This window comes from Bradyrhizobium sp. CB82 (assembly GCF_029714405.1).
Taxonomy (GTDB): Bacteria; Pseudomonadota; Alphaproteobacteria; order Rhizobiales; family Xanthobacteraceae; genus Bradyrhizobium.
In genome coordinates this window covers 794,307-808,213 of sequence record NZ_CP121651.1, presented here as the reverse complement: position 1 = coordinate 808,213, position 13,907 = coordinate 794,307, and the positions used below count along the sequence as shown (strand labels likewise).

The 13,907-nt window shown below is 58.1% G+C and carries 9 protein-coding genes; 2 read left to right on the top strand and 7 right to left on the bottom strand.

All coding sequences use genetic code 11. From position 1 onward, the window contains the following. Window positions 1-675: 675 nt before the first annotated feature. The 3 genes from QA640_RS47795 to QA640_RS47785 form a co-directional block, all read right to left on the bottom strand. Window positions 676-1,518 carry a 3-hydroxyacyl-CoA dehydrogenase NAD-binding domain-containing protein gene (locus QA640_RS47795; RefSeq protein WP_283043894.1) on the bottom strand — a complete coding sequence of 281 codons (843 nt, stop codon included), beginning with the start codon at window positions 1,516-1,518 and terminating at the stop codon, window positions 676-678. A 288-nt stretch (window positions 1,519-1,806) separates the two neighbouring features. Further along, window positions 1,807-2,883 (bottom strand): AraC family transcriptional regulator, encoded by a 1,077-nt coding sequence (locus tag QA640_RS47790; protein WP_283043462.1) that lies wholly within the window; start codon window positions 2,881-2,883, stop codon window positions 1,807-1,809. Window positions 2,884-3,223: 340 nt separating this feature from the next. Next, window positions 3,224-5,947: a winged helix-turn-helix domain-containing protein gene (locus QA640_RS47785; protein ID WP_283043461.1), complete on the bottom strand. Its 2,724-nt coding sequence runs from the start codon at window positions 5,945-5,947 to the stop codon at window positions 3,224-3,226. Between the two features lie 733 nt (window positions 5,948-6,680). On the opposite strand from QA640_RS47785, the gene QA640_RS47780 reads away from it, so the two are divergent. Continuing rightward, window positions 6,681-7,244 carry an AraC family transcriptional regulator gene (locus QA640_RS47780; RefSeq protein ID WP_283043460.1) on the top strand — a complete coding sequence of 188 codons (564 nt, stop codon included), beginning with the start codon at window positions 6,681-6,683 and terminating at the stop codon, window positions 7,242-7,244. 498 nt (window positions 7,245-7,742) lie between these two features. Here the strand turns inward: QA640_RS47780 and QA640_RS47775 are convergent, their stop codons facing one another. Next, window positions 7,743-8,087, bottom strand: a complete 345-nt coding sequence (locus tag QA640_RS47775) for a hypothetical protein (protein WP_283043459.1) — start codon at window positions 8,085-8,087, stop codon at window positions 7,743-7,745. 1,456 nt (window positions 8,088-9,543) lie between these two features. Further along, entirely contained in the window at window positions 9,544-9,828 is a 285-nt protein-coding gene (locus tag QA640_RS47770) for a hypothetical protein (protein ID WP_283043458.1), read from the bottom strand. Window positions 9,829-10,560: 732 nt separating this feature from the next. On the opposite strand from QA640_RS47770, the gene QA640_RS47765 reads away from it, so the two are divergent. Beyond that, a complete protein-coding gene (locus tag QA640_RS47765; protein WP_283043893.1) occupies window positions 10,561-12,042 on the top strand; it encodes a DUF459 domain-containing protein in 1,482 nt (493 codons plus the stop codon). Window positions 12,043-12,238: 196 nt separating this feature from the next. Here the strand turns inward: QA640_RS47765 and QA640_RS47760 are convergent, their stop codons facing one another. Both QA640_RS47760 and QA640_RS47755 read right to left on the bottom strand, forming a co-directional pair. After that, window positions 12,239-12,886 (bottom strand): AraC family transcriptional regulator, encoded by a 648-nt coding sequence (locus QA640_RS47760; protein ID WP_283043457.1) that lies wholly within the window; start codon window positions 12,884-12,886, stop codon window positions 12,239-12,241. Window positions 12,887-13,170: 284 nt separating this feature from the next. Then, complete coding sequence (locus QA640_RS47755; RefSeq protein ID WP_283043456.1) at window positions 13,171-13,806, bottom strand: response regulator; 636 nt, start codon at window positions 13,804-13,806, stop codon at window positions 13,171-13,173. Between the last annotated feature and the right edge of the window lie 101 nt (window positions 13,807-13,907).

Here is a 13,907-nt window from a genome sequence, read left to right as displayed (position 1 = left end):
GGGATGGCTTGGCCGGACCCCATGATCAATTTTGCTGAACTTGACGCACAGAACTTAGCGTCTGCATTGACCGCATCCGCTTGGCTTGATCACCGCGGATGACCCGTTCCCCGCGTTACGCTTGGGCCCGCTTGCTTTTGAAAACTGTCGCAAAGCGCCAATAGGAGATCGACGCATGCTGCTGGCTGTGGCAAAAGCCGAAGTGCATCGAACGTCGAGATCCGCAGCCAAGCGGGTCGGCACTCCTTCATCGCGTTTTTCTGGCTAGATGGATACGGAGTAGAGGTCCCACTTTTCAGGGAAGCCCTTCAAGTCGGAACGCCCTGTGCGACAATCGGAAATCGCCTCCTGTAACAAGATCCTTAACTAACTACTCTTGAGATCAGGATTCATCAGCGTCGGCCTGCCCCAAAACCCGTGCAGCCGCATGAACCGCGACTCCTATAACGTGTCCATCAATCAGCTCGATTTCTCCCGCATGCACTCCCGCTCGGATCCGCACCCCACGCTTAGCAACAGATACTTCGGCCTCGAGTGCGGCCCGGATCGCGCGTCCCGGCCGTCTCTAATGGCTTCTCGCCTTCGTCCAACTTGGGTCAATCAGGCCACGGCGCGCGTTAATGACTCCCACGCCCTAATCGGAGCATGCATCGGCCAGTTTCGGAAGTGACTATGTTAGTACCTATAGACTCCTCTTCCTGACCGTTGACCAATATAGCCGGCCGCGACCATTTCCTTGAGGCTGGGCGCTGGACGGTATTTTGGATCACCAAGATCTTCATGAAGTGATCGGACAGCTGATAGGACCACGTCGAGTCCAACGCTGTCAGCAAATTCAAACGGTCCAAATGGGCAGCTGAATGCCAGCCTGACTGCTTCATCGATGTCAGACGCACAGACGTCGCTTTCGCCAAGAATGAAGAAGGCTTCGTTGAGCATCAGTGCAAGGATACGAGCAACTATGAAACCTGGTGTGTTCCTGACAGCGATGGGCGTTTTGCCCAACATGGAAGCCAGAGTTTCCGCGATAGCACAGGCCGCGTCACTGGTTTGCAAGGCTCGAACGATCTCAACCAACTGACACGTCCCAATAGGTTGAAGGAAGTGCATCCCAACAAAGCGGTCCGGCCGAGAAATAACGGATGCCAAGCGCGTTATACAAGCCAGGCAGGTTGTTGATGCGACGACTGCATCCGGAGCCAGGAACGGATCGATTCTCCTAAGTAACTCTGCGCTTGCCTCCGGACCGGTGGTGCTGACGTCGAACACGACGTCCGCCGCTATGAGAGCCTCATATGAGTCCGAAACGCTTAAATGAGAGAGAAGCAGATCCAATTTTGAAGCTGGTATCGAGCTGTTGCTAACGAGCTCACCAAGGGCTGCTCTGATCAGTTCCGAATCCCTGGTGACAACGGACCGACTCGGGCCAACCAAGAGCACACTCAGACCTGCTGTAAGGGCGAGCTTACCCAGCTCCGTGCTCAGAGATCCGGTACCTACTATCGCAACAGTCTGCATCGACACGAGACGCTCCCCCTCGCTTCATCAAGCTGATAGAACACGCGCCTCGTCAGCCAGCAGCACACGCCGGTTTGTACCTCGGGCTCTTGAGGAGTAACGCGTTGGAGTGCTCTCGGAAACAGAAGTCTTGGAAAGAAATCCAAAGGATCGCAAATCTTCCGGAACGCCGCCGTGCGAGACTGGTCGCGCAATCCAAAGCGAGAACGTTGAGGGAATCCGGATCATCGAGATGATGCTAAGGCACCAGGTTACAGCAAATTCAAACCATGCTGGATCCCGGGGGCTCTACGAACGACCTCCGTTTGCCGCCTCATCGATCACCTGACTGAAGGCGCGTTGCGCGTTCGTTTGAAATACTCCTGGCGAGGAGCCAGTCCAGCGGCGAAATGCTTGTCGAAAGTGTGTTGGATCACTGAACCCGAGTGAGGTGGAAATATCTTCGACCGAAAGCGTTGTGTCGCGGAGGTACCTTATTGCAACCTCCATTCGCAACTCGTCAATCAGATCGCGGAAAGACGTGCCTTCCAGCTGCAATCGACGACGCAATGTTCTGTCAGACATTCCTAGGCGAATTGCCATCTCGGAAAATGTAGTTGGTCTGGCCAAGTCCGGCAACAGAGCGTGACGCACTTTCCCGGCGACGCCAGTCTTGAGCCGCATATCGTCAAGAAGGTCAATACAATGCTCTCGCATTGTTTCATAAGTAAGCTCGTCGCCGTATTTTGGTGTCTTGTCCAGCCAATCCCGGTCGAACGAGAGCGCATTCTCTGGCTGATTGAAGAGCAGGGGGTAGCCAAAGGCGCTTTGATATTCATGCTCCTCATAGGCCGGGGAATATGTAACGCGCAGATCTCGCGGTTCAAACGATGGTCCCATGATGTCGCGATGAAGCGAGATCTGAATGCCGAACTGCTGCTCGACAATAAATCTGTAAAGCGCGATATCGACCTGGGGAAGGAACGCCGGCGTGACGGCCCAGTTTGCGTTTTGACCGCTCTCGCTGAAGCAAATATCGGCGACCGGACACGCGAGCTGATGGTATTGCACGGTAAACCGCATGGATCGCCGGAAGCTCGTGCTGCTGAAGATCGCGAACCCATACAATCCATATGTGCTGACGGTGCAACGTAAGCCGGTGCGAAACGCGAATCCTGGCTTTGAGCAGCTACCAAGAGCGTTTTTGTAGCACTGGATCACTTGATTTAGGGAAACGCGCGTCTTGGGTGAGCGCAGATCCGCTGGAGAGACAAGAGTGCCGCTGAGAGCGTCGCGCTCGGATATGCCTTCCGCTACAAGGGAATCAACGACCGCCTTTATCTTTATGACCGAGAACAGCCGCTCGTTCGGTCCCGGGAGGCTCATTTCAAACCTCCAATTGCCTATCGCATGGGGACGATTCTCAGTGGAGCGCTGGAATTCGTCCTGTATCGCCGTGCTGGGATTTGGACGAAAGGAGCTTTGAACGTGGCCCCGCGTGCGGAGCAGTCGAAACGACCAGCGGCCGCTGCTGGCGGAGAGGGGCAAGCCATAGCCCGGCGAGAGCGCTTGATGGATGAAGCCATCGTTGCAGGAATGTCAATGTCAGCACTCGCCCGCGAGGCCTCGTGAAGCTCGCGCCGCCGATGTCCTTGGCACGCTGGATCGCGCCGATTCTGCCCGAGTTGCTTCGCCGGTATCCTGACATGACGGTCGTAGCCCGCGTCTACGAGCACTCACTCAGAAATTGTCTTGCAGACCGAAGGTCGACTGCATCGAAATCCTCACAACGCACATAAACGGCATCAAGAAGGGCACGCGCCTCCGCGGTCTGCCCGCGATAACGCAGGAGACGCGCCAGGCTTAGCGAAGTGCGCAGCTCGAAAGAAAGAGCTTGTTGGGCGCGGGCGGCGTCAAGCGCGCGCAACAGAAGCGTCTCTGCCTCTTCTCCGTCGCTCTCGTCCAGGGATGCGAGTATGTCGGCCTTGGTTCGCATGGCTTCTGGAATCCACCAAAGTGCCCCTTGTTGCTCTGTTCGCAAAAGCGATTCCTCGGCAGCGATAAGTGCTTCGCCAAGGTGTCCCGCTGCCGCAAGAGCTTCGGCCAGATAGCTGAGGAACGGCGTGTAGAGAATGCCATAGTGACGTGACCGAAGACGCGCTAAGGCGGCCCGCATCAATCCTACGCCATCATCGTGTTGTCCGCGATCTGTCGCCATTTTTCCTTCAAATCCGAGCGCGCACCCGTAATAGCTTGCAAGTGAATGACGCTGAGTATGCTCCTTCAGCCGGGTAATCCAGGATCCGTATGAATGGAGATTGCGCCCGAGCGAGATGGTCAAGAGACACCAAGTCACGCCAACTCCAAACGATACTGAATGTTCATAATCCTCCGCTTCATTAAGCACGTTGTCGATCGCGCTGGCCGACTGAGCGAGCTGGCCAAGATGCCAGTGCGATTGAGCCAGCACAATTCGCGCTTGGACAGAGTGGTCCAGGCCAGATCGTGCAATCTGAGCGTCTCGAACAGAAGTCGTGCTTCCTTGCAGCGCGCGCTCGGCGTGCTTGATGGCCTCTGTGGGCTCGCCGTGGCCCGCTGAGATCGAGGCGAGCATGGCGTCGGCCGTCGAGATCGCTACCGGATCGGCCGAATTGGATGCGACCTCGGCGAGACGCCTTCCCAGCGCACGAGAATGGCGCCATTCACCGCGACGAATATTGAAGAGGGTGAGGACCGCGAGCGTTCGTAACTGATATTCGGTATCCCCGAGGTGCTCGGCTAGCTGATTTGCCCTAAGGAGTGCGGAATGAGCTTCCTCGCTCGTTCCATGGGTAAACATCTGCGAGATGCCGAGAGCCGCTTGCAACATCATTTCTTCGCGGTCATTGCTTTCGAGGGAATCCAGATGTGCGATGGCTGCTTCGGTCCACTTGTGGCATTCCGTCAATAGAGATGATCCCAGCCAGATTGAGCGCGAAGCGATAGCAAGAAGCACGCCAATGGCGTTGTCGCCTTGTTCCGAAAACGACCACTCCAGCGCAGCACGTATATTGCCAATCTCCGACCGGCGTAAAGTCGCAACTTCGGTTGCCGTCGTGCGGATCGATGTCGTTCCAAGCAAATCGCCATAATGTCGTGCATGACGTCGTCGAAGGGAATCTAGCTCGGCAGTTGAGAGTTTAGCGAGCGCGAAAGCTCTCGTGGTCTCGAGCAGGCGGAACCGCGCGCTCCCGTCAGCGACATCCGCAGCCACAAGCGATTTAAGAACAAGGTTGGCGACTATTTCCGGGATATCTGCAATAGTGCCGTCCGCGAGTACGGTACTCGCGGAATCAAGCGTGAATCCGCCGACAAAGACCGCCAAACGCTTGAGCACGATTTGTTCATCAGGCCCCAGAATTTGATAGCTCCAGTCGAGGGTAGCCTCAATTGTTCGGTGTCTGCGCGGAATAGCGCGGTGCGAACGCCCAAGTAGGAGCAGCATATCGTTCAATCGACTTCCGACTCCGCGAACGCCGAAGGCTTCCACCCGAGCGGCCGCGAACTCGATGGCGAGCGGAATCCCGTCCAAATTCCGACAGAGGTCAGCGACGAAGGGAGCATCTGCGTCGGACAATTCAAATTCAGCCACGGCTGCTGTTGCCCGATCGACCAGCAATTGAGCGGCAGGAAACTTCAAGATCTCGGCCACGGTCCGACAGCTCGAGGGGGCGGACCACTCTAGACTCGGCAGACGATAGACCCGCTCACTAGGCAACCCCAGAGGCTCCCGACTGGTTGCCAATATCTTGACGCTGCTTGCGCCACTCAGCACGCTTGAGACGAGGTTCGCGGTTGCTTCTATCACATGCTCGCAGCCATCAAGGACGAGCAGCATCGTCTTGTTTCTGAGCGCTGAGACAAGGCTCGGCAACGGATCTTCGGACCGGATCTCCAATCGCAGAGCTGTAGCCAACGCTGTGGGTACGAGACCTGGATCGGCACAAGAGGATAGATCAATGCACCAAACGCCATCCGAAAACTTCGCAATGAAGCTCTCTGCCAGGCTGAGGGCAACGGTGGACTTGCCAATGCCGCCGGCTCCGGTAATCGTCAGGAGCCGGTGCGTGGTTAGCCGCTGACCGAGGGAAGCGATGATCTCGTCACGTCCGATAGGCCGTGTAAGCTGGACCGGGAGATTGTGGGGCGGGGCCGTCGGCGTCTCTCTCAACGCCGAGGACTCAAATTTGTCCTCAATGGTGACCGGCGCTACAAATCGATAGCCCCGGCCGGACACGTTGAGGATATAGCGCGAACCGGCTTGCCCATCGCCTAGTGCCCGACGTAGTGCGGCGACGTGGACCGTAAGGTTTGCCTCGACGACCGAAATGTCCGGCCACACGGTTCGCATGAGCTCTCGCTTTGTGATCAGTTCACCCGGCCGATCGAGAAGAGCAATCAGGATGTCCAAGGCGCGGCTACCGAGGCGAACAGCTCTGGTGCCATCCAAAAGTAGACGCTCAAACCTAAGCAGGCGAAATTGACCGAAAGAGAGGATCCTCCGCGGCATCCGGTCACCTGCCCCTAGAGGCTGCGCCTCATCCCGCGTGTTTTTGCTTTCGGATCCAGCTACTCCGATTTTTCCCGACGACAGAGACCGCATCGTTGTTCGCTCTGACGGCCCCACCACCACTCTAGGGTTTGCCTACCAGCGGACATCCCCATACCAAAGTCAAATTAGCCTTGCTATCGGCATTCTTTCGGACGTTCCACTCTTATCCTGCTAGGCGCTGCCCGGCTCGTCGGTCCCGCGGCGGAGTTGCGACGCACTGTCTGGCGCGGCAACCTGCCGCTCCTCCTAGCACTTGTGAAGACGAGAAACGGTCATTGGCGGGCTTGCTAATGGCCACTTCACTACTCGAGATAAAAAGTCGCCTTTACCGGATTTGCGTCAACTTCGGCCCAGCCGTATCGCTCTCCTTAGTTCGCTACCTGAGTTGCGTATTTGGCAATGCTGCATCGTCAGGTAGTATGCGGGTGCTTCGGCGATCGTGCAGCTCACATCATTGTCTCCATGGGGCTTAGGGGCTCGCTCCCAGATTTGCGAAAATTTGTAGGACTTCGGGACTCAAAGCAACGCTTTGGCGCGGATTGAACCATTCTTTCGGCGTCTCTGAACAAGAAGATGGTGCCGAGATTCGACTATGAAAGCTCTTCAGGTAACAGCACGGGATTCACTCGCTCCAACTGGTTTGCAATACTGTCTGGCGAACAGCCTGGCCCGGTTGCTTGAGATAGCAACACGTGAGCTCGAGCACGATAGGGAAGCGGCGAAAGCGTCACTCGCCACAGCATCGTCCATCCTGCAAATGGAGATGGAGCGGCACTTGGGCGCTGACGGCTCAAAGCCGTGCGCATTGGCTGGCTGGCAGGTCACGCGCGTGCGAAAATTCATTGAGAGGAACTTGCATCGCACGATCCATATCACGGAACTTGGTGTTGTCGCGCAGCGGAGCCGGGCTCACTTCTCGCGTTCGTTCAAGCAGGCGTTTGGCGAAGGACCGCACGCCTATATCGTGCGAAAGCGGTTGGAGGTGGCTTGTCATCTGATGCTAACGAGCTCCGCGCCATTGAGCGAGATAGCGCTAAGCGTCGGCTTTTCAGATCAGTCACATCTGTGCAGAAAGTTCAGGCAAGCCTTCGGTCAAAGCCCGGCGAACTGGCGTCGCGAACGCGATGCGACAACGACCGCGACAGCCGGGCCGTAACAGCGACAACCGTTGCAAGCGCTCGGCCAAACGAGCCACTGTGTCCTCGTCCATTTGGTTGCCTCGCAGCGGCGAGCCGTCCCGAATACGCAGTCCGGTCGGCTTCGCGCTAGCCACCTCGGCCAAGCGAGCGGTGATCGAGCGAATTCCCGTCGCCGAAGATCCAACCGGAGAGAGAGTTTCCATGAAGTGTCGTCTTGTCCTAGTTCTGCTGAGCGCAACGATCACGCCGGTCCTTGCTCAGTCCGGGTCGAGTGAGGCTGTCCAACGGGAGGCGTGCATGGGCGATGCCCTGCGCCTCTGTGCCGCCTACATTCCCGACCGCGCTCAGATCAGGGATTGCATGGCCGCTCAATTGGGTCAGCTCAGCTCGCAGTGCCGCGCGGTCTTCGATGCATCCAAGCAGCCGCAAAAATCGCCGCCGCCGCGAGGCCGCTAGCCTCTTAAAAAGCTCGAAGTTCTGCTCCGCCTTGCGTTGGCTCCAGATCATCTTTCGGTTCACCGGGATCGCTGCCGCTGTTTCGGCAACGGTTTGACGACTTTGGCGACGGCTTCGTCGATTGCAAGCGCCAAGCGGTTGTCGATTTGCCGCGCAGCATCAGCGTGGTCAATCGTCGCCGTCACAGGCTGACCGAGATTGCTCAAATCGCGGGCGCTGTTGGCTGTGCCCATAGCCAGGTATTTTGTGGTTGTCGGAAGCGCACTTGCCGTTCTTCTGTTGATAGCCGGCTGGGGCGTGCCGGAGCCCCAGGAGAGTTCTCTTGATCGGTCGGCGATCATCGAAAGTGCCACTATCCGGATCAGATCCGCGCACAAATGGCCGGATAAGGTCGTCTTTGACACCAATCAGCCAACGTTCTCGTTCTCACCACCGCCATTGAGGCGGCGCCGGCCCAGCAGTTGGTCGAGCAGCTACCTCGTGAAATATCAAATCAAACGAGCGCTGACGCCCAAGCGAACTACCCCATAGTAAAGCCAAGACCTGATGCGCGACCAGTCGTCGTCTATCGCCCGCGCGCGCGAGCCAATCGTGAGACAGCCAGGGCGTTCCATCTACTCAAGTGGCGAGATCTTATACACCCAACAAGCGACGGAGATTGGAAGCGGATGAGGAGTGTTGTCGGTTTGAGTGGACGGATGGGCGAACAACGTCGAAAGCTGCATCGCGTAAGCACGTCGCGCGCCGTAACTCTTGGATAGGATGGCATTTCCCGGAGATAAATTGAAAGTGAGGCCGCCATCTGTCGGCCTTATCTTTTTGTTCTTCCTCGATTGCCGGGATCTCACGGAACGCAAGAGCATGCCAAGCAGCGGTAAGGTTGCGCGCCGATAAAGGGCCATTGTCAGGCATCGCGGTTGTCTAAAGCGGAGGCAAGCGTATCGATTGCTCGGCTGGACCGGTTTGCAGGGCGTGTTAAACGCTTCGGCGCTCGGTTGCGGGCTCATGGCGCGCCGATCAACACGGCAGATTCTCAGAAGAAGCGGACCGCGCAATTATTGGTAAGGTCCGCTCGTCACTCGGAAGGATGTTGGTGGGAAGCCGTTCCTCGATGCTGCACGCGAGACACCCAAGCAACGAATTTAGGATGCGGCTGAAATGTCGCTTTCATGATGGGCCATTCTCGACGGAACGTTGGAGACGTCAGCAGCCGTTGTATGTCAGGTTCCCAGATGCGCCAGATGCTAGATCCCACGTATCCGTGATGCCTTAGGGCGTGAAATTCGAATATCAGATAGAAGGCTTCATGCACCAATCTGCGCTCGTCGTCGGTTAGTGCGCGCGACGCCAGCGTCTCTCCGCTCAGATACGTTGGTGTAAGAAAACCTCGGCGGAGCGAGTCAATCCTCTCGCTGTAATTCAAGAAGACTTGAGCACCTAGCTGTCGATTGTGCGTCCGAAGCGCCACCACGATCGCAATCAAGCTCGTCACCACGCTTCCCAACGTGACGAACCGCAAGATCAACTCTAGGACCACCGCCGCCTCAGCTGCGTCATACGAAAGATCATCGAAGGTACTGTCACGAGCCTGCAAGAAGAGGCAACATTCGGAGCCGAAATACAATGGCGTACCGAACTCCGGTCGAAGTCAGCCCATTCACTTCGCGCACTTCCGGCAAACGAAGCGATCCTCAAGGATCGCAAGCTCTCGAGCCAGTAATCGGCGTCCGTCATGATCGAGTGGCTACATTTGCAGTCGCGCAATAGACCAGCACCGGGGCGGACGCTGGAGCGCGCTGCTGCACCTTCGCAAAGCGAACCTCGTGCAACCGCTCGCCGGGCGCGCCGAGTGGGCGTTGGTTATCTTGGCTGACCCGTCAGCACCGGCGTCTTGGACGGGGTTCCGGTTCGTGAGGGATCTTCCGAGTGCGCCAATGTGGCTGCTTCATTGGCGCGGACATCTATCACCGTCTCGCCTTGTGCCGCGACGATCGCAATTGGTCTTAAGGTTGTTAAGAACGCCAGGAATAGTAAGGCTACGATCGCGACCGTACCGAGACTAGCAACCTCTTTCACCTTGCTCTCCAGCTCAAAGTTGTCCCAGCCCTCATCTGAAGCATACGAGGCGGCGATCACCTCGCGCATATCGCTGCGACAGGCGTTGTGTGGGATGAAGACGCGATACCTTGCTGCAGAATACTAGCGGTGATCCCACTCAAGTAATTGAACAAAAGTGCCGCGGCGTGGACATCAGTGAGCAGCCAATCGAAGACGGGGCGCTGTGAAGGACATCCTGAACCCGAATTGCGGTGTTGTGTCGGTCTCGAGGGCTGGACCGGACGTGGTCGCAGCGCGGCCTGATCGATGCTCCTACCCCAGGCTCACCTCCACCGGTGGAGTCCACCGCGGACCAAAGCTGGGGACTCCAAAGCGACGCTCAGATGAACGCGAACGTCAGCAAGTTCGAGCAAAGCAGCACGAAGCCCGCGGTCGTTAGCAAAAGGAACCCGCCAGACATTAAGTCATGGTTGCCCATGATACACTTGGCTTTGGCGTTGCTGCGCGACATGAGTCCGGATGTCGCCCGCAGTTGACCAGATGCTACGTCGGCTTGACGTCGGCTCATTGGCAGCAAGGCGGGCTCGTCGTGCTCGGAGACGTAGATTGGCTCTGAGGCGGCGCCGGTCACCCCCGCAGCTCACGCATCGGAAACAAATCAGAGCACAAACGAGCAATAAGTCCGCACGCGGGCAAGCCATCGTCACGTGAGTTGAGCAAGGGCAGGCATTCACCGAAAAGGCAGTAAGGGATCTGCATGTGCGGCTTGGTTGGGGCAGCATCTTCGTGCGGCTAAAGAGCGTGTTCGACAAGGCGGAAATGGGCATCTCGACCCGAAGCGGCCCGCTGATCGCGTTGGCAATTGCGACGTTGATGTTGATCAGCCTCGGCGGACCTGCCTCGGCACAGTTCTTCAATTTTGGCGGATTTCAGCAACGGCCGCCGCAACGCAGTGGCGACGGGTCCGGTGGCGGCTGGTTTGGTAACGACGCTTTTGGTCCGTTTCAGCAGCGCGCGCCGCAGCCTCAGTGGCATAGGCGGAGAGCCGCGACGCCCATGCGCGAAGATTCTTCAAGGGCCCCACCGCCTGGAAGGCGCGGCACAGTGCACGAACGCAACGTGCTCGTGTTCGGCGACGGCATGGCCGACTGGCTCGCTTACGGCCTGGAGGACGCGTATACCGAGCAGCCCGACATCGGCGTGATCCGGAAGGTGAAGACCATCTCCGGCCTGATCCAGTACCAGCCCAAGGGCGCGCCTGCCGATTGGGCGGCCGCTGCGAGCAACATCCTAACCAAGGAAAAGCCCGACGTCATCGTGGTGATGCTAGGCCTCAACGATCGCATGACGATCCGCGAGCCAACTGCCGAGAAGGGCGAGAGGCCGGCCGACAAGAAGAACGACAGGAATGTGCGAAAGCCAGACAACAAGCCCGGAGATGCGAAGTCGAACGACAATCCGGACAACACCGTGGCCAAAGCCGACGACAAGGCGGCCGACAGCGAATTGCCTGGGGACGATGTAGAGAATACCGACGCACCGCGGGTGGCGACCGAGAAGAGCACGCGCTCGCCAAATGACATCTACCAGTTTCGCGACGACCGCTGGGTCGAGCTCTACAGCAGGAAGATCGACGAGATGATCACGGTCGTGAAGTCGAAGGGCGTGCCGGTGGTCTGGGTGGGACTGCCTGCGATCTTCGGACGGAAGAGCACCTCTGAGATGCAATTTCTCGACGCGCTCTACCGCGCCGCCTCGGGTCGCGCCGGGATCACCTACGTCGATACCTGGGATGGATTTGTCGACGAGGCCGGGGCCTTCGTGCAGAAAGGGCCCGATCTCGAAGGCCAGATCCGCCAGTTGCGCACTTATGACGGCGTCTATTTCACCAAGCCCGGCGCGCGCAAACTCGCCCACTATGTCGAGCGGGAGATCATCCGTCTTCTTGCCGGGCGCTCGGAGCCGATTGCGGTACAAACTGAGCCTGCGAGTCGCGACACCAATGCGGTCCCCGGTCAGCCCGCGCCGCGTCCGCTGGCGGGGCCGATCGTACCGCTGGTCGCCGCCACCGTTAACAGCGACCAATTGCTCGGCGGCCCGGGTACGCCGCCGGCTGCAGTCGACGCGCTCGCTGCGCGGGTCATGATCAAAGGTGAGGCGTTGTCGGCGCCGGCTGGTCGCGCCGACGATTTTACCTGGCCGCGCCGCGAAGTTGAAACGCCAGTGGCGTCGGCATCGCCCGACGGCCTGCGCGAGGTCCGCGCTGGCCGGATCGCTAGAGATGAAAAGCACAACCGCTGAGAAGTGGCGCGACCCGACAGCAGGCCACCGCACGACTCGCAGATCAACACTCTGGCCGCTCGGGGTGCCGACGTTTTCTCAGATCGACGACCGCCTCTAACGCGCCAACATCATGGCGACGGCTTCAACTACGATGGCGGCGACCTGCAAATCGTCTCCTCCATATCCAGGCTCCAGAAGTCCGGCCTGCTTCGATTCAAATCACATCTCGCACACTTGCGGCTCGACGAGATTGGTCGGCTATAAGGACCTCGTATTCGCGGCGCCAACTGTTTGGACTTTGCCCATAGGCTCGCTTGAAAAGCCTGCACAAATGCGATTGATCCGAAAGCCCGACGCTCAGCGCTATTTCACTTAGGGACGTCGCGCTGGTCATCATCAGGTGGCACGCTTTCTTCAGACGCCTTCTCACGACGTAGGCATGTGGCGGCTCGCCGAATGCCAACTTGAATTGTCGAGCGAAGTGCGCGCGGCTCCGACGCGCGACCGAACTGAGATCCCGGATATGAATGACGCGATGTAAGTTGCTGTCAATGTAAGTTCGCACGCTGGCGATCTGCCAAGCCACCAGACCGCCTCTTGCGCAGCCATTAGCGCCATAACAACGCTCGATCTCCACGTGCAAGATGCGCGATGCCTTAATCAGTGACGCCTTGGCCACCTCTCTGTCGCGCTCTAGCTCTCGCCTTGCAGTTTCGAGCAGTTCGGCCAGGCCGTGTGCAACCAGGTGGAGCTGTTGATCAGCTGCAAAGGAGGGTTCTGGTATTGTAGTTTGAAGCCCGGGGTGGAGATGACGAGATAGTGCCAAGCGTTCGGAAAGTGCGATCGATTCTGATGCGTGCATTATATCCTCGCGTGCGTGGAGGAGGGCAATTCCCTGACGAAACCGACAAGACAGGTTTTGACGGTTTGGCGTGCCGCCGTCGATTGCGCGGTGGTAGTGTGAGGTTCGCTTGTGGCTGTTTGTGCTAAGCCATCGCTTAGAAGCGATGCGGGCGCGAGATCTCCAACCCCGAGCTTTTCCATCCGTTGGCCGGATGAGCACGTAATGCCCGAGGTAGATGGCAAGTAGCTCGCAGAGACAGTACCTTCGTGCGAAAACGCTTGAGGCGGTACCTTCGGGCCGACTTAGGAGTCGTGTGGCTGCTGTGCTCTCACGTTGAGGATGTCCGCCATCCGGCTGAGCTCGGGAAGCGAACGCGCCTTCATCTTTCGCATCAGGTGGGTACGATGCACCTTCACCGTAGACTCGGTGATGCCGACAGCGTTGGCAATTTGTTTGTTTAGGCGGCCCACCACGACATGGAGCATGACCTCACGCTCGCGGGAGCTGAGCGTGTCGAAGCGCTCCCTGAGCATGGCCAATACCCGTTCACTCTCCTGACGGACACGGTCGCGAGCGAGACCGATCTCGACGGCGTCGAGAAGATCCTGATCACGGAACGGCTTTGTAAGGAACTCTATCGCCCCCCCTTTCATCGCCTGCACGGTCATTGGCACGTCGGCATGAGCTGTGATGAAGATGATCGGCACTTGCCTATTTGCGGCGGCAAGATCGCGCTGAAGGTCAAGACCGCTTCGCCCCGGCATTCTCACGTCGAGCACCAGGCAAGTCGGGCCCTCCGGCGGATCGACCTCGAGAAAATCGTGAACAGACGAAAATTGGCGGGTATGGATGCCGACCGTCCGCAGCAGCCGCACGACCGAGTCGCGAAACGCGGGATCGTCATCAATGACCGAGACACTGGGATTTGCGTTACCCATTCCCGGTATCCTGCGTTAGAGGAACCGCATTCTTCCTATTGGAACGACGCCATTCTACGCACAATCTGTCGAGATGAATAGTATTATTGCCTAAGCGGATG

Coding starts and splice junctions, on each gene's coding strand:
- QA640_RS47770 (WP_283043458.1), bottom strand. CDS start 9,828: ATGCGCGAGGTGATCGCCGCCTCGTATGCTTCAGATGAGGGCTGGGAC.
- QA640_RS47765 (WP_283043893.1), top strand. CDS start 10,561: ATGGGCATCTCGACCCGAAGCGGCCCGCTGATCGCGTTGGCAATTGCG.
- QA640_RS47795 (WP_283043894.1), bottom strand. CDS start 1,518: ATGCAGACTGTTGCGATAGTAGGTACCGGATCTCTGAGCACGGAGCTG.
- QA640_RS47755 (WP_283043456.1), bottom strand. CDS start 13,806: ATGGGTAACGCAAATCCCAGTGTCTCGGTCATTGATGACGATCCCGCG.
- QA640_RS47780 (WP_283043460.1), top strand. CDS start 6,681: ATGAAAGCTCTTCAGGTAACAGCACGGGATTCACTCGCTCCAACTGGT.
- QA640_RS47790 (WP_283043462.1), bottom strand. CDS start 2,883: ATGAGCCTCCCGGGACCGAACGAGCGGCTGTTCTCGGTCATAAAGATA.
- QA640_RS47760 (WP_283043457.1), bottom strand. CDS start 12,886: ATGCACGCATCAGAATCGATCGCACTTTCCGAACGCTTGGCACTATCT.